Origin of the sequence: Rhizobium centroccidentale (genome assembly GCF_030182565.1) — a bacterium.
Lineage (GTDB): Bacteria > Pseudomonadota > Alphaproteobacteria > Rhizobiales > Rhizobiaceae > Rhizobium.
Map to the genome: position 1 here is coordinate 1 of NZ_JAQJCG010000038.1, position 26,662 is coordinate 26,662.

Annotated in this window: 23 protein-coding genes and 1 pseudogene; 17 read left to right on the forward strand and 7 right to left on the reverse strand. The window is 60.7% G+C overall.

Going from position 1 to position 26,662, the window contains the following annotated elements; genetic code table 11:
* The 5 genes from PH562_RS29540 to xylA all read left to right on the forward strand — a co-directional run.
* Positions 1–1,095 (forward strand): HlyD family secretion protein (locus PH562_RS29540; protein ID WP_285177433.1); only part of this gene is annotated, 1,095 nt, incomplete at its 5' end.
* Between the two features lie 26 nt (positions 1,096–1,121).
* Entirely contained in the window at positions 1,122–2,726 is a 1,605-nt protein-coding gene (locus tag PH562_RS29545; protein WP_113230829.1) for a DHA2 family efflux MFS transporter permease subunit, read from the forward strand.
* Positions 2,727–2,872: 146 nt separating this feature from the next.
* Positions 2,873–3,898: a LacI family DNA-binding transcriptional regulator gene (locus PH562_RS29550; protein ID WP_285177434.1), complete on the forward strand. Its 1,026-nt coding sequence runs from the start codon at positions 2,873–2,875 to the stop codon at positions 3,896–3,898.
* Between the two features lie 37 nt (positions 3,899–3,935).
* On the forward strand, positions 3,936–5,393 hold the full coding sequence (xylB, locus tag PH562_RS29555; RefSeq protein WP_285177435.1) for a xylulokinase: 1,458 nt from the start codon (positions 3,936–3,938) through the stop codon (positions 5,391–5,393).
* Positions 5,394–5,562: 169 nt separating this feature from the next.
* Entirely contained in the window at positions 5,563–6,873 is a 1,311-nt protein-coding gene (gene xylA, locus PH562_RS29560; protein WP_285177436.1) for a xylose isomerase, read from the forward strand.
* Between the two features lie 38 nt (positions 6,874–6,911).
* Here the strand turns inward: xylA and PH562_RS29565 are convergent.
* Positions 6,912–7,267: pseudogene (locus tag PH562_RS29565) on the reverse strand (VOC family protein).
* 12 nt (positions 7,268–7,279) lie between these two features.
* A complete protein-coding gene (locus PH562_RS29570) occupies positions 7,280–8,305 on the reverse strand; it encodes a LacI family DNA-binding transcriptional regulator (protein ID WP_285177437.1) in 1,026 nt (341 codons plus the stop codon).
* 167 nt (positions 8,306–8,472) lie between these two features.
* On the opposite strand from PH562_RS29570, the gene PH562_RS29575 reads away from it, so the two are divergent.
* The 5 genes from PH562_RS29575 to PH562_RS29595 all read left to right on the forward strand — a co-directional run bounded on the left by PH562_RS29575 (position 8,473) and on the right by PH562_RS29595 (position 14,887).
* Positions 8,473–9,996, forward strand: coding sequence for a sugar ABC transporter ATP-binding protein (locus tag PH562_RS29575; protein WP_113230824.1), 1,524 nt, complete (start codon positions 8,473–8,475; stop codon positions 9,994–9,996).
* 61 nt (positions 9,997–10,057) lie between these two features.
* Entirely contained in the window at positions 10,058–11,068 is a 1,011-nt protein-coding gene (locus tag PH562_RS29580; RefSeq protein ID WP_113230823.1) for an ABC transporter permease, read from the forward strand.
* Positions 11,069–11,137: 69 nt separating this feature from the next.
* Positions 11,138–12,085 (forward strand): substrate-binding domain-containing protein, encoded by a 948-nt coding sequence (locus PH562_RS29585; protein WP_113230822.1) that lies wholly within the window; start codon positions 11,138–11,140, stop codon positions 12,083–12,085.
* Positions 12,086–12,351: 266 nt separating this feature from the next.
* The gene (locus PH562_RS29590; protein ID WP_285177439.1) at positions 12,352–13,407 is read left to right on the forward strand and encodes a sugar phosphate isomerase/epimerase family protein; all 1,056 of its coding nucleotides are present in this window, start codon (positions 12,352–12,354) and stop codon (positions 13,405–13,407) included.
* Between the two features lie 292 nt (positions 13,408–13,699).
* Positions 13,700–14,887, forward strand: a complete 1,188-nt coding sequence (locus PH562_RS29595; protein ID WP_285177440.1) for a Gfo/Idh/MocA family protein — start codon at positions 13,700–13,702, stop codon at positions 14,885–14,887.
* A gap of 47 nt (positions 14,888–14,934) precedes the next feature.
* Here PH562_RS29595 and PH562_RS29600 read toward each other — a convergent pair whose 3' ends face one another.
* The gene (locus tag PH562_RS29600) at positions 14,935–15,339 is read right to left on the reverse strand and encodes a DoxX family protein (protein WP_285177441.1); all 405 of its coding nucleotides are present in this window, start codon (positions 15,337–15,339) and stop codon (positions 14,935–14,937) included.
* A gap of 256 nt (positions 15,340–15,595) precedes the next feature.
* On the opposite strand from PH562_RS29600, the gene PH562_RS29605 reads away from it, so the two are divergent.
* From PH562_RS29605 to PH562_RS29615, 3 genes are all read left to right on the forward strand, one after another.
* On the forward strand, positions 15,596–16,969 hold the full coding sequence (locus PH562_RS29605) for a GH1 family beta-glucosidase (protein WP_285177442.1): 1,374 nt from the start codon (positions 15,596–15,598) through the stop codon (positions 16,967–16,969).
* A gap of 71 nt (positions 16,970–17,040) precedes the next feature.
* The gene (locus PH562_RS29610) at positions 17,041–17,589 is read left to right on the forward strand and encodes an NADPH-dependent FMN reductase (RefSeq protein ID WP_285177443.1); all 549 of its coding nucleotides are present in this window, start codon (positions 17,041–17,043) and stop codon (positions 17,587–17,589) included.
* Between the two features lie 110 nt (positions 17,590–17,699).
* Complete coding sequence (locus PH562_RS29615; RefSeq protein WP_285177446.1) at positions 17,700–19,910, forward strand: putative bifunctional diguanylate cyclase/phosphodiesterase; 2,211 nt, start codon at positions 17,700–17,702, stop codon at positions 19,908–19,910.
* A gap of 62 nt (positions 19,911–19,972) precedes the next feature.
* Here PH562_RS29615 and trhO read toward each other — a convergent pair whose 3' ends face one another.
* A complete protein-coding gene (gene trhO / locus PH562_RS29620) occupies positions 19,973–20,914 on the reverse strand; it encodes an oxygen-dependent tRNA uridine(34) hydroxylase TrhO (protein ID WP_285177448.1) in 942 nt (313 codons plus the stop codon).
* A 122-nt stretch (positions 20,915–21,036) separates the two neighbouring features.
* Positions 21,037–21,522: a MarR family winged helix-turn-helix transcriptional regulator gene (locus tag PH562_RS29625; RefSeq protein WP_113230815.1), complete on the reverse strand. Its 486-nt coding sequence runs from the start codon at positions 21,520–21,522 to the stop codon at positions 21,037–21,039.
* Positions 21,523–21,572: 50 nt separating this feature from the next.
* Between PH562_RS29625 and PH562_RS29630 the strand changes: the two genes are divergently transcribed.
* Complete coding sequence (locus tag PH562_RS29630) at positions 21,573–23,087, forward strand: FAD-dependent oxidoreductase (RefSeq protein ID WP_285177450.1); 1,515 nt, start codon at positions 21,573–21,575, stop codon at positions 23,085–23,087.
* A gap of 52 nt (positions 23,088–23,139) precedes the next feature.
* On the opposite strand, the gene PH562_RS29635 is transcribed toward PH562_RS29630, so the two are convergent.
* Positions 23,140–24,051, reverse strand: coding sequence for a CHAD domain-containing protein (locus tag PH562_RS29635; protein ID WP_285177452.1), 912 nt, complete (start codon positions 24,049–24,051; stop codon positions 23,140–23,142).
* Positions 24,029–24,514, reverse strand: coding sequence for a CYTH domain-containing protein (locus PH562_RS29640; RefSeq protein WP_069613322.1), 486 nt, complete (start codon positions 24,512–24,514; stop codon positions 24,029–24,031). The genes PH562_RS29635 and PH562_RS29640 overlap by 23 nt, the downstream gene beginning before the upstream one ends.
* 160 nt (positions 24,515–24,674) lie before the next feature.
* Between PH562_RS29640 and PH562_RS29645 the strand changes: the two genes are divergently transcribed.
* The 3 genes from PH562_RS29645 to PH562_RS29655 all read left to right on the forward strand — a co-directional run bounded on the left by PH562_RS29645 (position 24,675) and on the right by PH562_RS29655 (position 26,560).
* A complete protein-coding gene (locus tag PH562_RS29645; RefSeq protein ID WP_113230812.1) occupies positions 24,675–25,313 on the forward strand; it encodes a 2-dehydro-3-deoxy-phosphogluconate aldolase in 639 nt (212 codons plus the stop codon).
* Positions 25,314–25,446: 133 nt separating this feature from the next.
* Positions 25,447–26,160, forward strand: coding sequence for a tellurite resistance TerB family protein (locus PH562_RS29650; RefSeq protein ID WP_285177453.1), 714 nt, complete (start codon positions 25,447–25,449; stop codon positions 26,158–26,160).
* A 184-nt stretch (positions 26,161–26,344) separates the two neighbouring features.
* Entirely contained in the window at positions 26,345–26,560 is a 216-nt protein-coding gene (locus PH562_RS29655) for a hypothetical protein (RefSeq protein WP_285177454.1), read from the forward strand.
* The last annotated feature ends 102 nt before the right edge of the window (positions 26,561–26,662 follow it).

Here is a 26,662-nt window from a genome sequence, read left to right on the forward strand (position 1 = left end):
CCCGCCCAGGCTGCGCCCACTGCTCCGGCCCCTGCGGCCCCACCGCCGCCAGAGAAGAAGCGGCGCAGCCTGGCCCTCCCGATCATTCTCGTCATCGCTCTCGCAGCCGGCGGCTGGTACGGCTATGACTGGTGGACGAATGGCCGCTTCATGGTCTCCACCGACGACGCCTATATCGGTGGCGATATCGCCACGATATCGCCGAAGGTGACGGGCTATGTCGCCAAGGTAAACGTCGTGGCCAACCAGCAGGTCAAGGCCGGCGACGTGCTCGCAACGCTCGATGACGGCGACTACAAGCTTGCGCTCGGCCAGGCTCAGGCCTCGCTTGATACCGAACAGCTTTCACTCCATACCATCGATGCACAGATCGCTGCCGGCCAGGCAGCCCTTGCCCAGTCGCAGGCGCAGAAGGTTGCCCTGGAAGCCACGGTCCGCGGCGCCCAGATCACCCAGACGCGCGCTGCCGAACTGCAGTCGAAGTCGGTCGGCACCACGGCCGCTTTGGATAGCGCCAATATCGCGCTTGATCAGGCAAAGGCCAATCTGGTCGGCGGCGACGCCGCCATCGCATCCGCACAGGCCAATATCAACCTGCTGCAGGCCCAGCGCCGTCAGGCCGAGAGCACGATCAAGGGTCTCGAAGCCGCTCGCGACAAGGCTGCCCGCGATCTTTCCTTCACCGTGCTGAAGGCACCTTATGACGGTATCGTCGGCAATCGCTCGGTCCAGGAAGGCGATCTGGTCTCCCCCGGTCAGAAGTTGATGGCGATCGTACCGACCAAGCAGCTCTATATCGACGCGAATTTCAAGGAAACGCAGATCCAGCATCTGGTTCCTGGCTCCAAGGTCAATGTTCACGTCGATGCTTTCAGCGATCACCCGATCGTCGGCACCGTCGAGTCGATCTCGCCGGCTTCCGGCTCGGTCTTCTCGCTGCTGCCGCCGGAAAACGCGACGGGTAACTTCACCAAGATCATCCAGCGCGTGCCTGTCCGCATCGCATTGCCGCAGGATGCGCTCAATACCGGCCGTCTGCGCGCAGGCCTCAGCGTCGTTGTCGACGTCGATACCCGCACGGCGCCGGACAAGTAAACGATCGAGCTCGGGAGAGACGCGCCATGTCGTCCGCCAGCACTACAGCCGGGTCGCCCCCACGCGCGGCCGGCCCCGCCGCGCCCGCGGCTGATCATATCGACACGAGAAAGCTCATCGCCTTTCTGGCGATGGTGCTCGGCATGTTCATGTCGATCCTCGACATTCAGATCGTCTCGGCGTCGCTCAGCGAAATCCAGGCAGGCCTTAGCGCCGGCTCGGATGAAATCGGCTGGGTCCAGACGGCCTATCTGATCGCCGAAGTCATCATGATCCCGCTGTCGGGAACGCTGGCGCGCATCATTTCGACGCGGTACCTGTTTGCGATTTCAGCTGCCGGCTTCACAGCAGCGAGCGCGCTTGCCGCAACCGCCACCAACATCGATCAGATGATCATCTACCGCGCCCTGCAGGGCTTCATTGGCGGCGGCATGATCCCCTCGGTCTTTGCGGCGGCATTCACGATCTTCCCGCCGTCCAAGCGCAACGTCGTCTCGCCGATCATCGGCCTGATCGCCACGCTGGCGCCGACCATCGGCCCGACCGTCGGCGGCTATCTGTCCAACGCCTTCTCCTGGCATTGGCTGTTTCTGGTCAACATTCCACCCGGTATCGTCGTTGCCATCGTCACCTGGAATTTCATTGATTTCGACAAGCCCGAGCTGTCGCTTTTCAAGAAGTTCGACTGGTGGGGCCTAATTTCGATGGGTGTTTTCCTCGGCGCGCTCGAATATGTGCTTGAGGAAGGCAATACGAACGACTGGTTCAACGACAATTACATCGTTGCGGGTGCCATCGCGTCCGCTATCGGCGCCGTGATTTTCTTCTACCGCGCCTTCACAGTCGAATTCCCCGTCGTCGATCTGAGGGCCTTCACGAACAAGAACTTCTCCTTCGGGTCGATATTCTCCTTCGTTATGGGCATCGGTCTCTACGGCCTGACCTATATTTATCCGCTCTATCTCGCGCGCATTCGCGGCTACGATTCGCTGCAGATCGGCGAAACGATGTTCGTCTCCGGCCTCACCATGTTCTTCACGGCGCCGCTGGCCGGCTTCCTGTCGAGCAAGGTCGACCTGCGCATCCTGATGATCATCGGCTTCACCAGCTTCTCGGCCGGCACCTACATCATGATGCACCTGACGGTGGACTGGGATTTCTGGGAGTTGCTCATCCCGCAGATCCTGCGCGGTTTCGGTCTGATGCTCTGCATGGTCCCGATCAACAATATCGCGCTCGGAACCATGCCGCCCGCTCGCATGCGCGGCGCGTCCGGTCTGTTCAATCTCACCCGTAATCTCGGCGGCGCCGTCGGTCTCGCGATCATCAATACGCTTTTGACGAACAGGCAGGACCAGCATTATTTCAACCTGCGCGACCATGTTCATTGGGGCAGCCATGCCGCCGTTACCCAATTGAACAACATGGCCGCCAACTTCAATGCAGCGGGTCTGGACGGCGACCAGGCGGCCTTGAAGCAAATGGTCAACATGGCGACGCGGCAGGCGGTCGTCATGTCTTTCGGGGATATTTTCCTGATGCTGACCGTGCTGTTCCTCGCGATGATCCTCGGCGTTCTGATGATCAGCAAGCCGAATGCCGCAGGCGGCGGTGGCGGCGGAGGCCACTAATCCGGCTCTTATATGCTCCCAAGGCATGGCCCCTCCTCGCGAGGGGCCTTTTTTGTTTTTGGTGTGGTTTGGAAAAATTCGACTGTCCGAAATTTTTGATTTACGTACATCAAAAATCGCAGTAAGGATTTCCGCAGGAGGAGCCCATGAGACCGACTGTGCATGACATCGCCGCCGCTGCGGGCGTCAGCCTCGCCACGGTGGACCGCGTTTTGAACCAGCGTCCGGGTGTTCGGCTGGTAACGCGGGAGAAGGTGGAAGCCGCGATCCGGCAAATCGGCTATATCCGCGATGTCGCCGCCGCCAACCTAGCCAAGAGCCGGGTCTATCCTCTCGTTTTCATCGTGCCGACCGGCGACAACTCCTTCATGCACGGGCTGCGATTCGAAGTGCATCAGGCAAACTTGCGGGCCAGCATAGAGCGCACGGACATCCGAATTATCGAGGTGCCACCATTCGATGTGCCGGCGCTGGTCGCGGCGCTGGACGCCTTGCAGGGGCAGGATATCGCTGGTGTCGCTCTCGTGGCAACCGACGCGCCGGAAGTCAGGGCCGCCGTCGACCGTCTCGTGTCAGAGCGTATTCCGGTCGTCACGCTGGTCTCGGATCTCACCGATTCCCGCAGGCATCACTATGCCGGTATCGACAATATTGCCGCCGGACGGACCGCCGCGCGGCTGCTCGGGCGCTTCCTGGGGGGGCGCGAAGGCGATTTGACCGTGCTCGCCGGCTCGATGCTGGTGCGCGACCATCGCGAGCGCTTGCAGGGCTTTTCCGCGGTGATAGCCGAGGAATTTCCCAAGCTGCGGGTGCTGCCTGTGCTGGAAGGGCGCGACGATCCCGAGCGGACCCAATCGCTCATTTCAAAGGCGCTCTCCGAAAATAGGAATATTATCGGCATCTACAGTCTCGGCGCCGGCAACCGTGGTCTGATCGCGGGCTTGAAGGCCGTACGGTCCGAGCGTGAGCTGACGGTAGTCGTGCACGAGCTGACGCGGCATACGCGGGCGGCATTGCTGGATGGCACGATCGACGCCGTCCTCAATCAGGATGCCGGCCATGAAGTGCGCAGCGCCATCCGCATCATGAAGGCGACGGCTGACGGCCAGGCCGTGATTGCCGATCAGGAGCGCATACGCCTCGACATTTTCTTGAAGGATAATCTGCCCTGAACATTCGAACGCGGCAGAGCATAGGGAGTAACATCTAATGTATTTGGGTCTCGATCTCGGAACCTCCGGCGTCAAAGCGATGCTGATCGACGGCAATCAAAAGATCATCGGCTCCGCCAATGGCGGGCTCGATGTGTCTCGTCCGCGTCCCGGTTGGTCGGAGCAGGATCCGGAGCATTGGATCCGCGCGACCGAAGAGGCTGTGGCCGGATTGAAGGCTGCGCATCCGAAGGAGCTCGCGGCCGTGCGCGGCATCGGCCTTTCCGGCCAGATGCATGGCGCAACGCTGCTCGATGCCGACGACAGGGTATTGCGTCCCTGCATTCTCTGGAACGACACGCGCAGCTATCATGAGGCTGCCGCGCTCGATGCCGATCCACGCTTTCGGGCATTGACCGGCAATATCGTCTTCCCCGGCTTCACGGCGCCGAAGCTCGCTTGGGTCGCCAAGCACGAGCCTGACATTTTCGCCAGAGTGCGCTGGGTGCTGCTGCCGAAGGATTATCTGCGCCTATGGCTCACCGGTGAGCACATGTCGGAAATGTCCGACTCGGCAGGCACGTCCTGGCTCGATACTGGCAAGCGCAAATGGTCTTCCGAGCTGCTGGCGGCCACTAATCTTGACGAGAAGCAGATGCCGACGCTGGTTGAAGGCACCGAAGTTGCCGGCAAGCTGCGCGGCGAACTGGCCTCGAAATGGGGTATCGGCGGCGATGTCGTCGTTGCCGGCGGGGCAGGGGACAATGCAGCTTCGGCTTGCGGCATGGGCACGGTCAGCCACGGGGCTGCTTTCGTTTCGCTCGGAACGTCTGGCGTGCTCTTCGCGGCCAACGGCTCCTATCTGCCGAAGCCTGAAAGCGCCGTTCACGCCTTCTGCCACGCGCTGCCCAACACCTGGCATCAGATGGGCGTCATTCTCTCGGCAACCGATGCGCTCAACTGGCATTCGCATGTGACGGGCAAGTCCGCCGCCGAACTCACCGCCGAGCTTGGCGAGACGCTGAAGGCGCCGACGAGCGTCACCTTCCTTCCCTATCTCTCCGGCGAGCGCACGCCGCACAATGACGCGACGATCCGCGGTGCCTTCATCGGCCTCGGCCATGAAAGCGGCCGCGCCGTGCTGACGCAGGCCGTGCTCGAAGGCGTGTCCTTCGCCATTCGCGACAATCTCGAAGCGCTGCGCTCCGCCGGCACGGATATTGCGCGCGTGACGGCCATCGGCGGCGGCTCGCGCTCGCGCTACTGGCTGGCCTCGATCGCCACTGCGCTCGGCGTGCCCGTCGACCTGCCGGCGGATGGTGATTTCGGCGCCGCTTTCGGTGCCGCCCGTCTCGGCCTGATCGCTGCGACCGGCGCCGATCCGGTCGCCGTCTGCACCCCACCGCAGACGGCCGGCACGATCGATCCGGTTGCGTCGCTGACGGATGCCTATGCGGATGCCTACAAGCGTTATCGGGCGGTTTATCCGGCGATCAAGCCGTTGAGCGTGGTTTGAGGTCAACCCCCTCACCCTAACCCTCTCCCCGAGGGGAGAGGGGACGATGGAGTTTACTGCGGTCTTCCATACCTTCTCCCCTCGGGGGAGAAGGTGGCCCGAAGGGTCGGATGAGGGGGGCATCAAAGTGGCAAAACAATACCGAAACACCAACCCAAGGAGATGAGACATGAGCACCGGATTTTTTGGTGATATCAGCAAGGTAAAATACGAAGGTCCGGACAGCACCAATCCGCTGGCCTTCCGCTATTACAACAAGGACGAAGTTGTTGCCGGCAAGCGCATGGAAGACCATCTGCGTTTCGCCGTCGCCTACTGGCACACCTTCACCTGGCCGGGCGGCGATCCCTTCGGTGGCCAGACCTTCCTTCGCCCCTGGTTCAACGAGACGATGGAAGCCGCCAAGCTGAAGGCCGACGTCGCCTTCGAATTCTTCACGCTGCTCGGCGCTCCCTATTACTGCTTCCACGATGCCGACGTGCGTCCGGAAGGCAAGAATTTTGCCGAGAACACCAAGAACCTCAACGAGATCGTCGACTACTTCGCCAAGAAACAGGCCGATACCGGCGTAAAGCTGCTCTGGGGCACGGCAAACCTCTTCTCCAACCGTCGTTTCATGTCGGGTGCCGCGACCAATCCGGACCCGGATGTCTTCGCCTTCTCGGCTGCGACCGTGAAGACCTGCCTCGATGCCACCCACAAGCTCGGCGGCGAAAACTACGTTCTCTGGGGTGGCCGCGAAGGCTATGAGACGCTGCTCAATACCGACCTGAAGCGGGAGCTGGATCAGTTGGGCCGCTTCCTCAATCTCGTCGTCGACTACAAGCACAAGATCGGCTTCAAGGGCACGATCCTCATCGAGCCGAAGCCGCAGGAGCCGACCAAGCATCAGTATGACTACGACGTCGCCACGGTTTACGGCTTCCTCAAGAAGTACGGCCTCGAAAACGAAGTGAAGGTCAATATCGAGCAGGGCCATGCGATCCTTGCCGGCCATTCCTTCGAGCACGAACTGGCGCTTGCCAATGCGCTCGGCATTTTCGGCTCGATCGACATGAACCGCAACGACTACCAGTCCGGCTGGGATACCGACCAGTTCCCGAACAACGTTCCGGAAATGACGCTGGCCTATTACCAGGTTCTGGCAGGCGGCGGCTTCAAGTCCGGCGGCACGAACTTCGACGCCAAGCTGCGTCGTCAGTCGCTCGATCCGGAAGATCTGCTCATCGGCCATATCGGTGGCATGGATTGCTGTGCCCGCGGCCTGAAGGCTGCTGCGAAGATGATCGAGGACAAGGCACTCTCCAAGCCACTCGCCGACCGTTACGCCGGCTGGGATTCGGCCGAAGGCCAGAAGCTGCTGCGCGGCGAATATTCGCTCGATCAGATCGCTCAGTGGGTCGAAACCAAGGACGTCAACCCGCAGCCGAAGTCCGGCAAGCAGGAACTGCTGGAAAATATCGTCAACCGTTACGTTTGATCGATGCGTCCGGGAGGCGATCTTTATCGCCTTCCGGATTATTGCCGGAAGGCACGGCTGGAAATGGCTATGGGATTTCCTGAGGGATCCTTGGCATTGGCAAAAACATAGCCGTCGGCCTGATGCAAGGGGCCGAACTCCAGCCCCTCTTCGGCACACTTGGCGCGGAAAGCTTCGACATGCTCGACGTCGAAGACCAGCTTGACCAGCACCTGGGCCATTTCTGCGCCTTACCCGCCGGATGGATCAGCAGGTTGGCGCCGCTATCCTGCGCGAGCAGCTCAACAATCCGATCGCCCTCCAGACGGAGCGGCTTGAACCCAAAATGCGTCTCGTAAAAGCTGATCGTCGCTTCGACATCGCGCACATAGAGGGTGATTCTGCCGAGCGGCATCGTTATGTCCGCCTATCGCCGAAGGCGCGGCGGTGCGGAGACCGAATTTCGCACCACGAGATCCGGCCGCAACAGGATCTCCGTTTCGGGCGGCTCTCCATCCGAAAGCAGTTCGAGCAAAAGCGCCATCGCATGCTTGCCGATGGCGGTGCGCGGCTGCCGGATCGTCGTCAGCGACGGCGTCATGAAGACGGCTTGCGGCACGTCGTCGAAACCGGTCACCGAGAAATCTTCGGGGATGTCATAGCCGCGTGCCTTCAGGCCGATCATCACGCCGATCGCGGTCTGATCGTTGACACACATGAATGCCGTCGGCAACGTGTCGCGCATGAAGAGCTGCTCGACGGCGAGCCGCCCGCTCTCGACGGTGCCGTCGCCGTCCAGCACCATGCGCAGGTCCTGTCCGATGCCGGCTGCATCCAGCCCTGCTTCATAACCCATGCGCCGGCGGCTATAGGCGAGGCGGGTGCGGGAATCGCCGATAAAGGCGATCTTGCGATGACCCTCGGCAATCAAGAGGTCGATGGCCTTGCGGGCGCCGGCGATATCGTCGACGCCGACATAGGGAATGCCGCCGTTGAATACCGGCTCGAAAACGCCGACACTCGGCGGCAGCCGCGCCGTCATCGTCTGATGCCCGAAGGGCAGGATGCCGGTGAAAAGGATCAATCCGGCCGCCTGGTTGGAATTCAGAAACTTCAAATATTCCAGCCCGCGCTGCGCGTCGTTTTGCGTGTGACCGATAAGGATACCGTAGCCGTGCGAGCGTGCCTCATTCTCCAGGCCGATGAGAATATTGGAGAAATTGGGGTCGCCGATATCGGGTGCGACCACGAGAATCATGTTCGATCGGCCGAGCCGGAGGCTGCGCGCCATGGCATTGGTGGTATAGCCGGTGATGGCGATCGCCTGATTGACTTTCAGCCGCGTCGAATTGGCGACTTTCTCCGGCATATGGATTGCCCGCGAAACCGTTGCTATCGAAACATTGGCAATTCGGGCGACGTCTTCGATAGTTGCGGGCGTGGAATTCGACACTGCGCTCTGCCTTGGGGTCTCGTCTCGGGCTGGAGACTACACAGACTTACGTGGAGGTCAAAGGTAACCGCGAAATTTTGTACGATATCCAATGATGTAAACCTTTACACGATGTATGTAAAGGTTTACATACCATGGAAAGCGGGTGGGACCGCAGGGAGGATTCAATGAGTTCGGAAGCCGTCGACGGTGCGGTCGTGCTGTCTGCGAGAGGGATTTCCAAGGCCTTCAGCGGCGTACAAGTGCTGTTCAGCGTGAACTTCGATCTTAAGGCCGGCGAGATCCATGCGCTCATGGGCGAAAACGGCGCCGGCAAGTCGACGCTTGTCAAGGTTCTCTCCGGTTTCGAGCAGCCGACGTCCGGCGAAATTCTCCTCGATGGCAAGCCGGTGAAGCTGCCGCCGAACGGCGCAGCGGAAGCGCTCGGCATCGTCATCATCCATCAGGAATTCAATCTCGCTGAGCATTTGACCGTCACCGAAAGCCTGTTTCTCGGTCGCGAAGTTACGCGTCTGGGTGTGCTCGATCGCAAGCATATGCGTGCCGAAACGCGGCGCGTGCTCGATCTTCTCGGCTCGCATGTCGATGAAAATGCCATGATCAGCTCGCTTTCCATCGCCGACAAGCAGATGGTGGAGATTGCCAAGGCGATCAGCCGCGATGCGCGGATCGTCTTCATGGACGAGCCGACCGCCGTTTTGTCGCGTGAAGAGACCAATTTCCTGTTCAAGCAGGTACGCAAGCTGCGCGATCAGGGAACGAGCTTCGTCTTCGTCTCCCACAAGCTCGATGAGGTCATGGAACTGACGGATCGGGTTACGGTGCTGCGCGACGGCCAATGGGTGAAGACCTCGCCAACCTCGCTGCTCGATGGCGAATCGATCGCCCAGCTGATGGTCGGGCGCGAGCTCTCGAGCCTTTACCCGGCCAAGAACGAGCCCGATGTTGACGAGAAGGTGGTGCTCAGCGTCAGCTCGGTTTCGACGGGCTACGTCCATGATGCAAGCTTCGAGCTGCGCAAGGGTGAGATATTGGGCTTCTCCGGTATGATCGGCTCGGGCCGCACCGAATTGATGGAGGCGATCGTCGGCCTACGCGCTCGTGCGTCTGGCGAGGTCGTTGCCAATGGTCAAACGGTGCCACCGCATGACGTGCATGCGGCCATTGATGCCGGGCTTGCCTATATGACGAAGGATCGGAAATCCAAGGGCCTGCTGCTGAATTCAGGCATGGTCGTCAATCTGACCCTGCAGTCGCTCGACCGGCACGGCAAGTTCGGCTATCTGAGCGCCTCCAGCGAGGCGGATGCGCTGGCGCGGGCGCGACGCCGCTTCGACATCCGCGTGAGGGACGGAAATATCGTTGCCGGCCGCATGTCCGGCGGCAACCAGCAGAAGCTGCTGCTGGCGAAGATCATGGAAACCGAGCCGCAGATCATCATCATTGACGAGCCGACGCGCGGCATCGATGTGGGTACGAAGCAGCAGATCTATCATTTCATTTCCGCGCTGGCGCGCGACGGTCATTCGATCATCGTGATCTCTTCGGAAATGCCCGAGGTCATCGGGCTCTGCACGCGGATCGCTGTCATGCGTGAGGGGCGGATCGTCGGCGTGCTCGAAGGCGAGGAAATCTCCGAGCAGGAAATCATGCGTTATGCGGCGGGCCTGAAGAAAAAGACGGCTGCCTGAAAGGGCGGCGGAGAGCAGGGCGAATTCCCAGCAATCATGGGACGGGAGGTTGGTTTTGGTTATGAGCGTGGGTGAAGACAGCAGCGGCAAGGCAGGCCGGCGAGGGCGCTCCTGGCGGGATGTCGATCTTAGGGCAGTTGCGCCGTTTGCAGCACTGGTGCTGCTTCTGATCGTGGGCGCACTGGTCAACCCTAACTTCATCGGCATCACCAATCTCACCAATGTTGCGACGAGATGCGCCTTCATCGCCATCATCGCCGTCGGTGCCACCTTCGTCATTTCGGCGGGTGATCTCGATCTGTCCGTCGGCGCGATGGTCGCCTTCGTCGCCAGCCTGATGATCCTCTTCATGAATTCGGGCGTCATTTCCGATCCCTCCATGATGTTGGCGGCTGCCGTGCTGTTTTCGATCGTTGCCGGCCTGCTATGCGGCCTTGCCAATGGTCTGATTACGACCATGGGCAAGATCGAGCCGTTCATTGCGACGCTCGGCACCATGGGCGTCTATCGCGGCTTGACGACCTGGCTGTCGCAGGGCGGTGCCATCACCTTGCGACCGGCGGATATTCAGGCGCTCTACAAGCCTGCCTATTATGGCACAGTGCTCGGTGTGCCGGTGCCGATCGTGGTCATCCTCGTCGTCACCGGCATTGCGGCCTTCATTCTCTACCGCACCCGCTATGGGCGGCATGTGATTGCGGTCGGCTCCAACCGTGACGTTGCCCGCTATTCCGGCGTGGCGGTCAATCGCGTGCGAACCATCGCCTTCATCATCCAGGGCTTTTGCGTTGCCATTGCCGTGCTTCTCTATGTGCCGCGGCTGGGTTCGACATCGGCGACGACGGGCAGCCTGTGGGAATTGCAGGCGATCACCGCCGTCGTCGTCGGCGGCACGGCGCTGAAGGGCGGCGCGGGAAGGGTGTGGGGCACGATCTGCGGCGCCTTCATCCTCGAGCTCGTCGGCAATATCATGCTGCTTTCCAATTTCATCAGCGAGTATCTGCTGAGCGCCATCCAGGGTGCGATCATCATCATCGCCATGCTGGTTCAGCGGTCGCTTGCCCGCAAATAGTGAATAACCGGGTCAGGGGGGCGCCCGGTCGTCATGCTAAGGCCCTGTCTCTATCTGGGAGGAAGAAACATGCGAAAAAGACTCATAGGCTTGGCTGTCGTGATGGCGGCTTTGGCCGGCACGGTACATGCTGCCGACAAGAAGGTGACGATCGGCGTTTCCATTCCGGCCGCCGACCACGGCTGGACCTCGGGCGTGGTCTTCCATGCCGAGCGCGTCGCCAAGCTCTTGATGGCGGAGCATCCGGGGCTCAACGTCATCGTCAAGACCTCGCCTGACGCAGCGAGCCAGGCAAACGCCGTACAGGACCTTGAAACACAGGGCATCGATGCTCTCGTGATCCTGCCGTCGGATCCGGATCCGCTCGTCAACGCCATCAAGGAAGTCAAGGACAAGGGCAAGTTCGTGGCGCTCGTCGACCGTGCGCCGAGCAACAACGACAATTCCGTCCGTGACCTCTATGTCGCCGGCAACAATCCGGCGCTTGGCCAGGTCGCGGGCGAATACATCAAGAAGAACACGCCGGATGCACAGGTCGTCGTCATCCGCGGTCTGCCGATCCCGATCGATCAGCAGCGCCAGGACGGCTTCGACAAGGGCATCGCCGGCTCGAACGTCAAGGTTCTCGACCGCCAGTACGGCAACTGGAACCGCGACGACGCCTTCAAGGTCATGCAGGATTACCTGACTAAGTTCCCGAAGATCGATGTCGTCTGGTGTCAGGATGACGACATGGCCGTCGGCGTGCTGCAGGCGATCGAACAGGCCAAGCGCACCGATATCAAGTATATCGTCGCCGGCGCCGGTTCGAAGGACATGATCAAGAAGGTCATGGATGGCGACAAGCTTATCCCGGTCGACGTGCTTTATCCGCCGGCAATGGTCGGCACCGCCATGGAGCTGACGGCTGCCAACTTCTACGATCAAGTTCCGGTTCGCGGCAACTACATCCTGGATGCGACGCTCGTCACCAAGGATAATGCCAAGGACTTCTACTTCCCCGATTCACCGTTCTGATCGGTTTTTCGGTTGATCTTCCAGGGCGCCCGCCGGTTTCGGCGGGCGTTTTTTAAGTGTCCTATCAGCCCCGTTTTGCTGCGGATGGAAATTTTGCGGCACGTACCTCTTGCCGTCTGCGGCGTGCCGTGATTAGGTCGCAAGGCATTCGACTTTCAGCCCGACGACCCTATAGTTTTTGGAGGCTACGGCACCTCAGCCGCCTCGGATATGGGTCCGAAAGGTATCGGAAACGTTTACAGAACGCGATTAGGGAGGAATTACAGATGAAGACGATCAAGGGACCAGGCCTGTTTCTTGGCCAGTTCGCCGGCGATGCGGCACCGTTCAACTCGTGGGATTCGATCACGAAATGGGCTGCCGATGCCGGCTATATCGGCGTGCAGGTTCCGACCTGGGCAAGCCAGCTCATCAATCTGAAGAAGGCGGCCTCCTCGAAGGATTATTGCGATGAATTCGCCGGTGTCGCCCGCGCCAACGGCGTCGAAGTCACCGAGCTCTCCACCCATCTTCAGGGCCAGCTCGTCGCCGTGCATCCGGCGTATGACGAAGCCTTCGACGGTTTTGCGGCGCCGGAAGTGCGTGGGAATCCGAAGGCGCGCCAGGAATGGGCCGTCGAACAGGTCAAGATGGCGCTAACGGCTTCCAAGCATCTCGGCATCAAGGCGCATGCGACCTTCTCCGGCGCGCTTGCCTGGCCCTTCATCTATCCCTGGCCGCAGCGCCCGGCCGGCCTCGTCGAAACCGCCTTCGAGGAGCTTGCCCGCCGCTGGACGCCGATCCTCAACCATGCCGACGAAAACGGCGTCGACGTCTGCTACGAAATCCATCCCGGCGAAGACCTGCATGACGGCATCACCTTCGAGATGTTCCTGGAGCGCGTGAAGAACCATCCACGGGCCAACATGCTCTACGATCCCTCGCACTACGTCCTGCAGTGCCTCGATTATCTCGAGAACATCGACATCTACAAGGACCGCATCAAGATGTTCCACGTCAAGGATGCGGAGTTCAATCCGACCGGGCGCCAAGGCGTCTATGGCGGTTATCAAGGCTGGGTCGAGCGTGCCGGCCGCTTCCGTTCGCTCGGCGACGGCCAGGTCGATTTCGGTGCCGTCTTCTCGAAGATGACCGCCAATAATTTCGACGGCTGGGCCGTGGTCGAATGGGAATGCGCGCTGAAGCATCCCGAAGACGGTGCTCGTGAAGGTTCTGAATTCGTCAAGGCGCACATCATCCGCGTCACGGAAAAGGCCTTCGACGATTTTGCCGGCAGCGGCACGGACCAGGCGGCGAATAAGAGAATGTTGGGGCTATCATAATTTCCTTTTCCCAAGCGGGGAGAGAATGCTGCCCAGGCCGCCCTCGTCCTTCGAGGCTTCACTCCTTCGCAGAGCTCAGGAGGCTCCGCACCTCAGGATGAGGGCGGAGCGGACTCTCGCGAAACTCCACAAGAGCTATCTTTGGCATCGCTAGGTGGAAGGGTGTGGTGTGGCGCTGGCGTAGTGGATCAGCCTCACCCTGAGGTGGCCTGCAAGGCCCTCGAAGGGCGAGGCGGGTGGCTTGGAACGACAGGCACCCAAAATGCGAATTCCATTCATTCAGGAGGACAAAATGGCAATCGAAGGATCATCGGAACAGACGCGGGAGCCGCGCATCCGGCTCGGCATGGTGGGCGGTGGCGCCGGCGCATTCATCGGCGCTGTGCATCGCATTGCGGCACGTATTGACGACCAGTTCGATCTTGTCGCGGGCGCGCTCTCGTCTTCGCCGGACAAGGCTCAAGCTTCCGGCCGCGATCTCGGTCTCGATCCCTCGCGCACCTATTCCAGCTATCGCGACATGGCAATCCGCGAAGCCAAGCTGAAGAACGGCATCGAAGCGGTTTCGATCGTCACGCCGAACCATGTCCATTATGACGCCGCCAAGGAATTCCTGCGCCGCGGCATCCATGTCATCTGCGACAAGCCGCTGACCTCCAATCTTGCCGATGCCAAAAAGCTGAAGAAGGTGGCGGACGAGAGCGGCGCGCTCTTCATTCTCACGCATAATTACACCGGCTATCCGATGATCCGCCAGGCGCGCGAGATGATCGAGAATGGCGAGCTCGGCGATATCCGCATCGTGCAGGCGGAATATCCACAGGATTGGCTGACGGAAAATATCGAGCAGTCCGGCCAGAAACAGGCGGCTTGGCGCACGGATCCCTCGCAGTCCGGCGCCGGCGGCTCCACCGGCGATATCGGAACACATGCCTATAACCTCGCTTCTTTCGTCACCGGCCTCGAGCTGGACAGCCTTGCCGCCGATCTCGACAGCTTCGTTGAAGGCCGCCGTCTCGATGACAACGGCCATGTGCTGTTGCGCTTCAAGGCAAAGGGCAAGGAAAAGCCGGCCAAGGGCATGCTCTGGTGCAGCCAGGTGGCGCCCGGCCATGAGAATGGGTTGAAACTCCGCGTTTATGGTACCAAGGGCGGCATCGAGTGGACACAGGCCGATCCGAACTATCTGTGGTACACGCCATTCGGCGATCAGAAGCGGCTGATTACCCGTAATGGTGCCGGTTCTGGTGCCGCCGCGGCGCGCGTCTCGCGCATCCCTTCGGGTCATCCGGAAGGCTATCTGGAAGCCTTTGCAACGATCTACACAGAAGCCGCGCGTGCCATCAATGCCCGCAAGAAGGGTGTGGCGGTCGATCCGGCCGTGATCTATCCGACTGTGGATGACGGCGTGAAGGGTGTGGCTTTCGTCGAGGCCTGCGTTGCCTCGTCCAAGCGCAACGGCGCCTGGGTCAAGCTCTAAGCTTCACGTGAGGTCCGAGGCGGTGAACCCGCCTCGGATCTGCTTGTTCAAGTGGCGGTTTCCTGCTTGCGCTTCGTCAGTGCATCGACGCTCAGCGGGCCGGCGCCAGCGCTGGCGAGAAACAGGAAGATGAAGCAGAAGAGGATGGCAGCGGTGCCGCCGTTTTGTGCGGGGTAGAAGCTTTGCGGCGCGTGGCGGAGGAAATAGGCGAAGGCCATCAGGCCCGACAGCACGAAGGCGGCGATGCGCGTCTTGAAGCCGATCAGAACGAGGAAGCCGAGAGTGAGTTCGAGCAAGCCGGCGATCCAGGGTAGCGATCCGACGGCAGGCACATTTTCGGCTGCCGGGAAATGCAGGATTTTCTGCGTTCCGTAGCTGAAGAGCACGAGCGAGGCGACGATGCGCAGGAGGCTCAGCAGATGAGGATGGAGGGCGTGGATCGCAGGGAGCATTTGTGTCCTTTCGTTGTCAAGTGATGCTACCCTCAATTGATCCCCAGCCGAAAGACAAGTCACGACTGTTGACATTGCTGTTATCAAGCCGTGCGAAGAGTGTTGCTGCTGCCGGAGAAATTTTCCGGGGCGCTCTTAGAGGACTTGGTTTATCGGTACCTGCAACGTTGCAGTTTTCTATTGCGCCCCCCTGTACTTCGAGGGGGAGCTTGGTTAAACCGCAGCCAACGAAGCCAAAACAGACGGGATTTTCACCATGATCGATCCGAAGCTTCTTGCCGATCGCTTCCCCGGCGATTTCACATTCGGTGTTGCCACCGCCGCCTTCCAGATTGAGGGTGCCACCAAGGCCGACGGCCGCAAGCCGTCCATATGGGATGCTTTCGCCAATATGCCGGGCCGGGTCTATCAGCGCGATAATGGCGACATCGCCTGCGACCACTATAACCGGCTGGAACAGGATCTCGATCTGATCAAGGACATGGGCGTCGAGGCCTATCGCTTCTCGATCGCCTGGCCGCGCATCATACCCGAAGGCACCGGCCCGGTGAACGAAGCAGGCCTCGATTTCTACGATCGCCTGGTCGATGGCTGCAAGGCGCGGGGGATCAAGACCTTTGCGACGCTCTACCATTGGGATTTGCCGCTGGCGCTTGCCGGCGATGGCGGCTGGACTGCGCGCTCGACGGCTCATGCCTTCCAGCGCTATGCCAAGACCGTCATGGCCCGCCTCGGCGACCGCCTGGATTCTGTCGCCACCTTCAACGAGCCCTGGTGCATCGTCTGGCTGAGCCACCTCTATGGCATCCATGCGCCGGGCGAGCGCAATATGCAGGCCGCTCTTTACGCCATGCACTATATGAACCTTGCGCATGGTCTCGGCGTCGAGGCGATCCGCTCCGTGGCGCCGAAGGTGCCTGTCGGCATCGTCCTCAATGCCGCGTCTATCCTGCCGGGTTCGGACCAACCGGAAGATCTGGCCGCCGTCGAGCGCGCCCATCAATTCCACAACGGCGCCTTCTTCGATCCGATCTTCAAGGGTGAATATCCGAAGGAGTTCGTCGAGGCGCTCGGCGATCGCATGTCCGTCATCGAGGACGGCGATCTCAAGACCATCAACCAGAAACTCGATTGGTGGGGTTTGAACTATTATATGCCGATGCGCGTCTCCGATGACGCCTCCAAGAGCGGCGATTTCCCCTGGACGAAGGAAGCGCCGCCGGTCAGCGACGTAAGGACGGATATCGGTTGGGAGGTTTATTCGCCCGGCTTGAAGCATGTCGTCGAGGACCTCAACAAGCGCTACGAGCTGCCGGAGTGCTACATCACCGAGAACGGCGCCTGCTACAACATGGGCGTCGTCAATGGCGAGATCGATGACCAGCCGCGCCTCGACTACTATATCGAGCATCTGGGCGTCGTCGCGGATCTCATCAAAGACGGCTATCCGATGCGCGGCTATTTCGCTTGGAGCCTCATGGACAATTTCGAATGGGCGGAGGGCTACCGCATGCGTTTCGGCCTCGTGCATGTCGATTACGAGACCCAAGTGCGCACAATCAAGAAGAGCGGCAAGTGGTACAGGGAACTTGCCTCGCAGTTTCCGAGGGGCAATCACAAAGCGGTCTGACATGGTTCGGCCTCTCCCTTGAGGGGAGGGTGTCTGTCGCCCGAATCGGCGAAGCCTGATAGACCGCATGTATGACTCAGCGGCCGATTTCCCTTTATGCACTTTGCGGCAGCCAGCGGCGCGCTTCGACCAGCCGTAGGCTGCTGGAGGCGCTGCGGCTCGCTTGCCCCGAAGGCATCACCATTGCGATTTGCGATGTGATCGGCGATCTGCCGATCTTCAATCCGGACAATGAGGGTGAGCGAACACCAGCCGTCGTCGAGAGATTTGCGGCCGAGATCCGCAAGGCAGACGGTTTGATCGTGTCGTGCCCGGAATATGCCCATGGCATACCCGGCGGCTTCAAGAACGCGCTGGACTGGCTGGTATCGCGCGACGAGGTGCCATTCAAGCCGCTGATGTTTGCTCACGCGTCACATCGCGGCGATCTCGTATTGGCACAGCTCACCGATGTCTTGCGGACCATGTCACTACATATCGTTGAAGACGCCTTCTTGCGTCTGCCGGTTGCCGGCAAGAGCGATGAGATGCAGGCAGCAATGCTGCTGCAGGCGGGCGAAAGCGGCCTTTTCTCCGCAAGTCTCAGCCGTTTCGCGCAGGCGATTGCCACCATGGCATGAATTCTTCCGGTTTCGGCAGATCTACAACTCTTTCCTGTAGGAATCTCCAATTCGCCTTAACCGTTTATTGAAGACCTGACGGCAGACTTCTTCGCCAAGGAGAAAAGGCGTTGGGAGCAACTTTCAGGTCATTGCGTGGAAATACACAGATCGGTCGTCATTCCATCGTGACGGCCGTTTTAATTTGCTTTGCATTGATCGTTGCCGTCGTGACCTTGATGGTTCTTACCGCGATCGGCCGGGTTGCCGATTATTCCAACAAGCTGGATGACGAGCGCTCCTGGGAAACGACTGTCGGTGCACTGAAGACTTTTCAGGGACAGCTGGAAGCGACGCTGCACGACCATTCCGCCCGCAATGATGCGGCGCGAAGCGTGTATGGAACGGACGATCAAGGCTGGATCGTCGGCAATTACGGCGACATTTCGTCCAACGGTGCGCTGTTCGATACTGCCGTCATTGTCGACGACAACAATAGGCCGATCGTTGCCTATCATGACGGTGAGCCGTTGACTGGCAATATCGAGGAGGTCCTTGGCGCCGCTGTCTGGGCGCTCGTCGATCAGGCGCGAACAACGCGTGTGACGGGGGTGCCCGAAGCCTCGGGCTACATCATGACCAGGGATGGTATCGCGGCGGCCGGTGCTGCGACGATCCGCGAAAGATCCGGCCGCATTCCGGTGCCCGAAGGTCATCGGCGTTATCTGATCCTCGTCCGCTACCTGGACGCTGGCCGGATCAAGATGCTCTCGAATACCTATGTCATCAGCGGATTGACGCTGATGCCGCCGGAAACCGTTGCCCGCTATGCCGTCTCCATCGTCGACCCGCTCGGCAAGTCGCTGGGACGGCTGGTGTGGAGCTCGCGCCAGCCCGGGGACATGAGCTATCAGCAGGTCCGCCCGTTGGTGCTTGGCGCGCTTGGTCTGGTGGGCCTGTTCTTCATAGTGCTTTTGATCCTGGGATCGATGGCGGGACGCCGGCTGCGGGCGGAAGAGGTCCAGGCGCGTCAGGTTTCTCTTCGCGATCGGCTGAGCGGGCTCCTCAACCGCGAGGGATTGCGGCTCGATGTGGATCGCCTGGTCGAGCGGGCGCGCTCCGATGGCACCAATGTCCTGCTTCTCTACCTCGATCTCGATGGCTTCAAGGAAATCAACGACGCTTACGGTCATGGCACCGGCGATCAACTGATCCGCGCGGTAGCCGCCGGGCTCAAGGTTCTCGTGCCGCCGCAGGCAGCCCTGGCGCGCCTCGGCGGGGATGAATTCGCCGTCGCCTTCCCGACGAAGGAACTCAATGACGCTCCAGCTTTGCGGTTGGCCGAGCAGATCCTGGATTTCCTTGCCGAGCCTCTGGAGATCGGCCGCCGGGTGGTCGTGGTCGGCGCGAGCATCGGCATCGCAAGCTCGCCTGAAGGCCGCATCGATCGCGAGGAACTGGTGCGCCGGGCCGATCTTGCCATGTACAAGGCCAAGGAAGCCGGCCGTGCCCGCATGACCTGCTACGAGACAGCCATGGATGCGCATCGCGAGGAACGCAATGCGCTGGAACTCGATCTGCGACGTGCCATCGAGATGGAAGAGCTGGCGCTCGCCTATCAGCCGCTGGTCGATGCATCGAGCTGCGAGATGATCGGCGTCGAGGCGCTGGTGCGGTGGAACCGTCCCGGCCACGGCCCGATTTCGCCAGAGGCCTTCATTCCGATCGCCGAAACCAGTGGCCTGATCGAGGCATTGGGCCTGCTCGTCCTGCGCAAGGCCTGCGAGGCGGCAAGACACTGGCCGGATCTGCGTGTTGCCGTCAATGTTTCACCGGGCCAGTTCCGCAATCCCGCCTTCGCTGATTATGTCCGCAGCGTGCTCAACAGTACCGAAATCGAAGCCGATCGTGTGACGCTGGAAATCACCGAAGGCTATATCATTCAAAATCCGGAGCGTACCCGTCAGTCGATCGAGCGGTTGAAGAGGCTCGGCGTCAAGGTGGCGCTTGATGACTTCGGCTCCGGTTTTTCATCCATCGGCTACCTGCGCCAGTTCGGGTTCGATCGCATCAAGATCGATCGCTCGCTGACGATGAATGTGCTGGAAGACAACCGCGCCCGCGAAATGGTCAAGGCGACCGTGGCGCTGGCGCGTTCGCTCGACATTCCCGTTACGGCCGAAGGCATCGAATCCGAGGCACAAGGAAGGGCACTGGAAGACTTCGGCTGCGACGAGCTGCAGGGCTATTTCTACGGCAAGCCGATGCCGGACGCCGAGATCAGCAAGCGGCTTGCGGTACAGATGGCAACCGCACTGGATGAAGAACACGCCGCCGCCTGATACGCGTGGAGCATTGGCGCATTCCCGAGAGAAGGCCGGAGCGCGGTTCCTCCGAAAATGCTTTAGCCGATATGCTCGTGGCCGCGCTTGCGAGCGAGCGCGATCTGGCGCTGCCTTTCGCGGTAACGCTCGCGATCCTCTTCGCTGCGTTCATGATAGCAATGGCTGCAGGAGACGCCGGCCTCGTAAAAGGGTGAGGTCACTTCCTCTGACGTAATGGGGTTGCGGCAGGCGTGGCAGAGCTTGTGATTGCCCTCCTTCAGGCCGTGTTCGACCGAGACGCGCTCGTCGAAGACGAAGCAGGCGCCTTCCCACAGGCTCTCTTCCGCCGGCACTTCCTCGAGATATTTCAGAATGCCGCCCTGGAGATGGTAGACCTCGTCGAAGCCTTGCTGCTTCATGAAGGCGGTTGCCTTCTCGCAGCGGATGCCGCCGGTGCAGTACATGGCGATCTTCGGCTTGTTGTGCAGGCCGGTATTGTCGCGCACCCAATCGGGAAATTCGCGGAAGGTCTTGGTCTTCGGGTCGACCGCGCCCTTGAAGACGCCGATCGCGGTCTCGTAGTCGTTGCGGGTGTCGATGACGATGGTGTCGGGATCGGAGATCAGCGCGTTCCAGTCCTTCGGCGCGACATAGGTGCCGACGACCTTGGTCGGGTCAATATCCTCGACGCCCATGGTGACGATCTCTTTCTTCAGCTTCACCTTCATGCGCACGAACGGCATTTTCGATGCGCGGCTTTCCTTGTGTTCGAGGCCGGCAAATTCCGGCTGGGCACGCAGGAAGGTTAGCACGGCGCCGATAGCGGCATCCGTGCCGGCGATCGTGCCGTTGATCCCTTCATGCGCGAGCAGCAGCGTGCCCTTCACGCCCTTTTCCTCGCAGAGCGCAAGCAGGGGCTCGCGCAGACTTTCGAAGCGCGGAAAGGAAACGAAATGATAGAGCGCGGCAACGAGGAATGCGCCGGTCGCGTCGCGCCGTGGATCTGAAAGCATGTCGGTCATGCCGGTGAAATACAATTTTGCGGGCTTTCAGGCAATCGGGATTTACGCCGCAGCCCGCGCCTTCGCCATTCTGCCCGATCGGTGTCACCTACGACGTCAAAGGAAGGCATTTCAAGATGAGCTTATCGTGCAGGCGGCGCATCATCCTTGATGTCGTCGGCAAATCTGCGCATGAGCCGCACAAGGTCCTCGATATCCTGGTCATCCCATTTGGCGAAAATGGACCGGGCGATCCTCTCGCGCGCCTCATCGATGCGGTCGGTCATCGCCTTGCCCTGTTCGGTGATGACGGCCTCGCGAAGCCGGCGGTCGATCGCGTTCTCCTGCCGGCTGATCAGCCCAAGCCCCTCCATCTTCGCAACCTGACGGCTGACGGTGGTGTAGTCGCGCCCGACGCGATCAGCCAATTCGACGACGCCGATGGGGCCGAGCCGTTCCACCAAAACCAACAGGGAAAACAGTGCGCGATCGAGGGAGATGCCCGCCTCCTTAATCATCGCTTCATCGCGTTGGGGCCGGTTCATGACGCCGACGATTTCGACCAGCGCGCTATGGAGTTCGCGTAGCCGACCACTGATATGTGTATTTTGCAAGCTTTTTGTTGACACCGGATCGCCCTTCTTTTAAGTATGTGCATATTACACATATGGAGATGGAAATGACAGAGCAATTTGCAGCCGATGTGCTGATTTGCGGTGCAGGCGCGGCCGGCCTGGCGCTGGCCATCGATTTGGCAAGGCGGGGGATTTCCTTCCGTCTGATCGAGAAGATGGACCAGCCTTTCCGTGGTTCGCGCGGCAAGGGTATCCAGCCGCGAACCCAGGAGATTTTCGAGGACCTCGGCATTCTCGACCGGATCGTCGCGGCCGGCGGCATGTATCCGCCCGAGCGGCGATATCGCGAGGACGGCAGATTTATCGAATCCGACATTGCCGAACGTCAGGACCCGACACCGGCAGAACCGTACCATCTGCCGCTGATGATACCGCAATTCCTGACCGAAAAGGTGATGCGTGAGAGGTTGCTCGAGCTTGGCCACAGGCCGCAATTCGGCTGCGAACTCGTTGGTTTCGAGCAGGACCCGAGCGGCGTGACCGCGCGTCTCGCGGGCGAGGCAGGAGAGGAAACTCTCCGCGTGCGCTGGCTTGTCGGCGCCGATGGCGGCCGCAGTTTCGTTCGCCATGCCCTTGGTATCGACTTTCCGGGCAAGACCCTCGGCGTTCGCGCCATCGTGGCCGATGTCATTTTGACCGGTCTCACGCGCGATGCCTGGCACCGCTTCAACGACGGCGACATGTCGCGGCAGATCATGTTTTGCCCGCTCGCCGGGACCGAGATGTTCCAGATCCAGGGGCCGATCCCTCTTAACGGCGACATCGATCTTTCGGCCGAGGGGCTTGAAGCCATGGTGGCGGAGCGCACCAGGCGCGACGATATCCATATCCAATCCGTGTCGTGGTCGTCGGCCTACACCATGAATGCGCGTCTGGCCGATCGATACCGTGTCGGCCGCGCGTTTCTCATCGGTGATGCCGCCCATATTCATCCGCCGACCGGCGGCCAAGGCCTCAATACCAGCGTGCAGGATGCCTATAATCTCGGATGGAAGCTGGCTGCGGCCGCCCATGGAGCCGACGATAAGCTGCTCGACAGCTATGAAGAGGAGCGTCAGCCCATTGCTGCAGCGGTGCTCGGTCTGTCAACAAGGCTTCTCGATGCCCAGAAACAGGGCACTATGCAGCGCGGTCGCGAGGTGCGTCAGCTCGATATAGGTTATCCTTCGTCTTCGCTCACGCTCGAAACGCTTGGGCGCAGCGGCCGCCTGTCTGCTGGCGACCGGCCCCCGGATGCGCCGATCCGCGGCGTTGCCGGTCAGCCGAAACGGCTGTTCGATCTGTTCCAAGGCGGGCATTGGACATTGCTCGGCTACGAAGTACAGCCGGGATCGGTGCCGCCGCGCGCAGGCCTGCATATTCATACTTTCGGCGCGTCAGGCGACATGGTCGACGCCGAGGGCTATCTTCGCGACATCTACGCTCTCTCCTCCGGCGAATGGGTGCTCGTGCGGCCAGACGGATATATCGGCGCGATCGCTGCGGCCGACGACATTGCGATGCTGGAAGGTTATTTCACGCAAGTGGGGCTTGGTTCGGCGGATGCGTCGGGCGTCTGAGGCAATTGCGGGTCATGCCGATTGCGCTGTCTGAGCCGGGCGCGTGGCTCCGTCAGTCCGCCGCCTCCAGCCAAAGGTGCTTGATAGTTCGCGCCTCGCTCTCCGGCTTGTCGGCGAAGACCCAGCGAGCTCGCTCAAGCGCCTCCTTGCGCGCGGTCTGCTGCCGGGCAATGATTGCTTCCAGCAGGCGGGCGTGATCATCGTTTCTTTCGAAGAGATGCGGCTCGCGGTCGGCGACATCGGCCAATATCGACATGTCGAGATAGCGGCCGAGCACGTCGACCAGGGCCTTGGCCTCCAGCTGCTTGGCATGCATGGCGGCCGGCCAGACATCGCGCAGCAGCATGTGATGCATCCAGTAGTCCTGGCTGCGCTTGCGCAGATCGTGAAAGCTCTCTACGTGGGCCGCTTCCGCATGGCATTCGGACAGTGCTCGCAGCGCCTTGCGGACGTTCTTGCGCCAGCTTTTCTGAAAGAGACGGGCCGTGTCGCGGCGGCCGCAGTCGAAGGATATTTCCTTCAATGCCTCACGCGCCTCCGCACAAGTGGCGACCGCTGCCCGTGCTTTGTCTTCGAGATCTGTTTCGGCTTCCGCCATACGGTCGCGTCTCGCGGTCAGCAGATCGCTCACGCGAGCCAGCGCATGCAGTTCCTCCGCAGATGCAGCGGTTGCCTGCAGATAATGGCTGATCTCGATCAACGCGGTTGCGTCGCGCACCCCGGAAAGCGTGAGCGCTACATTCCGAAGCCGGTCATTTTCCCGCTGCTGAAATTGGTGCGCGATGGGAGCTATCAACCGGTAGAGCGCCCGTACGCGCTTGATATTCTTGCGAGCCGCGTGAACCGCTTCGTGCAGGCCCTGCGGCCTCTCGGTCAGTACGGCCATTGCCTTGCCGAGTTGATGCGCCGCGGCCTTATGCACCTCGTCATCAAGAGCCCGATCAGGCCGTATGCGATAGCTCATCGTATTCCTGTTCGAACTGCGTCGCGAGGGCCTGGTTGGAATAGCGGTATTCGCCTGTCACCTCACGTCCGATCCAGTCCGGCAGTTCCGGATTGTCGCTTTCGTCGTCCATTTCCACTTCGGCAATGACGAGGCCGCGATGGGCGCCGCGGAAGACATCCACTTCCCAGGTAAAGCCCTTGAACTGCACCTTGTGGCGAGTCTTCTCGATGACGAGCCCGATCGCCGTTTCCAGCAATTCCTCCGCTTCGTCGACGGGGATCTCATATTCGAATTCGTCCCTCGTCATCGACTTGCCGATCTTGATCGTCAAGGTTGCCTTGGTATCGTTCGTCAGCCGTATGCGCACGGAACGGTCTGCCATGGAGGCAATATATCCCTGTCGCAGGATCAGCCGCTCCGAAACGGAATCACGCCAATGATCGCCGCGCACCAGAAACTTTCGCTCGATCTCTTTTGCCATGCGTTTGACATGCTCCACCGGCACAGATTGGAATAGCCTATAGCAAGTTGCCCCGATTTCCTACCCGTCGTATTTAAAGCGAGCTTTTGTCTCGACAAGCACCTTCGGGAAGGCTATTCGAAAGCCGGATTTCAATCGTTTTAAAGGGAGTGAACCGACCATGGGCGAGAAAACCGAGAAGCTTCTTTCCATCCTGAAACTGCAGCCCGTCGTTCCCGTGCTGATCGTCGACGATGCGAAATCGGCCGTGCCGCTTGCCCGCGCGCTCGTCGCCGGCGGCCTGAAGGCTATCGAGATCACGCTTCGCACCGCCGGCGCGCTCGACGCGATCCGGGCTGTCGCTGACGAGGTGGAAGGGGCTGAAGTCGGGGCCGGTACGATCCTCAATGTCAGCCAGTGGGACGCGGCCGTAGAAGCCGGTTCGAAGTTCATCGTCAGCCCCGGCACAACGCAGGAATTGCTCGACGCTGCGCGCGGCTCGCACGTGCCGCTGCTGCCGGGTGCCGCTACCGCAAGCGAAGTGATGGCGCTGCGCGAGGAAGGCTATACGGTGCTGAAGTTCTTCCCGGCAGAGCAGGCCGGGGGTGCCTCCTATCTCAAGGCCCTTTCGTCGCCGCTCGCCGGTACGGTCTTCTGCCCGACCGGCGGCATCTCGCTGAAGAACGCCCATGATTATCTGTCGCTGCCGAACGTCATCTGCGTCGGCGGCTCCTGGGTTGCACCGAAGGAGCTGGTGGCATCAGGCGATTGGGCTGGGATCACCAAGCTTGCCGCCGAGGCCGCCGCGCTCAAGGGCTGAGACCCAAGCCTATCGAATTCGATTTCAAAGGCGCGTGGAGCTTTCCGCGCGCCTTTTTGCATGATGTGGATTGGTATTTGCGGTTGCGCTTCCTATCTCCCCTTCACCATCAAAAGGACGGAGGACCATCCATATGATCGACGCCCGCAAGCTTCTTGACCAGTTCCTGGGATCGCAGGTTCCAGGGGTGCAGGGGACCGTGAGAGACAGGGCAACGCAGGCCATCAATCTCGCCAGGGACAATCCGATGGCGACGAGCGCGATTGCCGGCGTGCTGCTCGGCACGAAAAGTGGGCGTCAGATCGCGGGCAATGCGCTGACGCTTGGCGGTCTCGCCGCCATCGCAGGCCTCGGCTATCAGGCCTACAAGAATTATCGCGATGGCAATCAGCCGCAGCCGGCGCCGCAATCGGCCCCGCAGGCCGAGCCGCAGTTCCTGCCGCCGCTGACAGATTCCGGTTTCAGCACGTCGCCGGCGGTTGCCAGCAATGATTTTGCGCTTTCGCTGGTGCGTGCCATGATCGCCGCCGCCCGCGCCGACGGCCACATCGACGATTCCGAACGCCAGCGCATTCTTGGCAAGGTGCAGGAGGCCGGTGTCGGATCCGAGGCGGAAGCCTTCTTCCAGCGCGAACTTGCCAATCCCGTCGATCTCGATGCCATCGTCGCCTCGGCAAAGACCGAAGAACAGCGCGTGCAGGTCTATACCGCGTCGCGATTGGCGATCGAACCGGATTCGCGGGCCGAGCGCGGCTATCTCGATCTCTTGGCCGGACGGCTTGGACTCGCGGACGCCCTGGTCGATCATATCGAGGCGACCGTTGCCGGCGCCAAAGTTCAGCTCTGACTGATAGGGCCGGTTGCCTTTCCTCGGCAGCTGGCCTAAGCATGTCGCGCAAAAGTGCGCAGCGGTTTTGCGACAACGACATGCGTGAAATCAAGAGCTTAAGGCGCAAGGAGCGAATCTGAAGGATCGCGACGCGTTTTAAGCCTTCGCCGGAACTCATGTCAGGGCGTCAGGGATGGCTATATTGACGGACAAGAAAAGCGAAACCCGCTCGGCGGCAATTGCGGCTGGCGTTATTCTGTTGGTCGCGACCGCCGTGCTTTACCTGATGCCGAATGTCATCGTCTGGCTCGGCTCGATCTCGCCATGGCTCGGCACCAGTTTCGGCGTGCTCGTCATCCTGGCGTTCTTCTTCGTGTTCTGGATGCGGGCGCGCTATCAGCGTCGCAATAAGCCGTAAGCACTAGAGCGGTTCAGATTTTGTTTGAATCGTGGATTCCCTTTTGATGTCGAATATGATTCAAGATGCTGGCTGAGAGGAGGTCAGCATTGATGGTCGCAC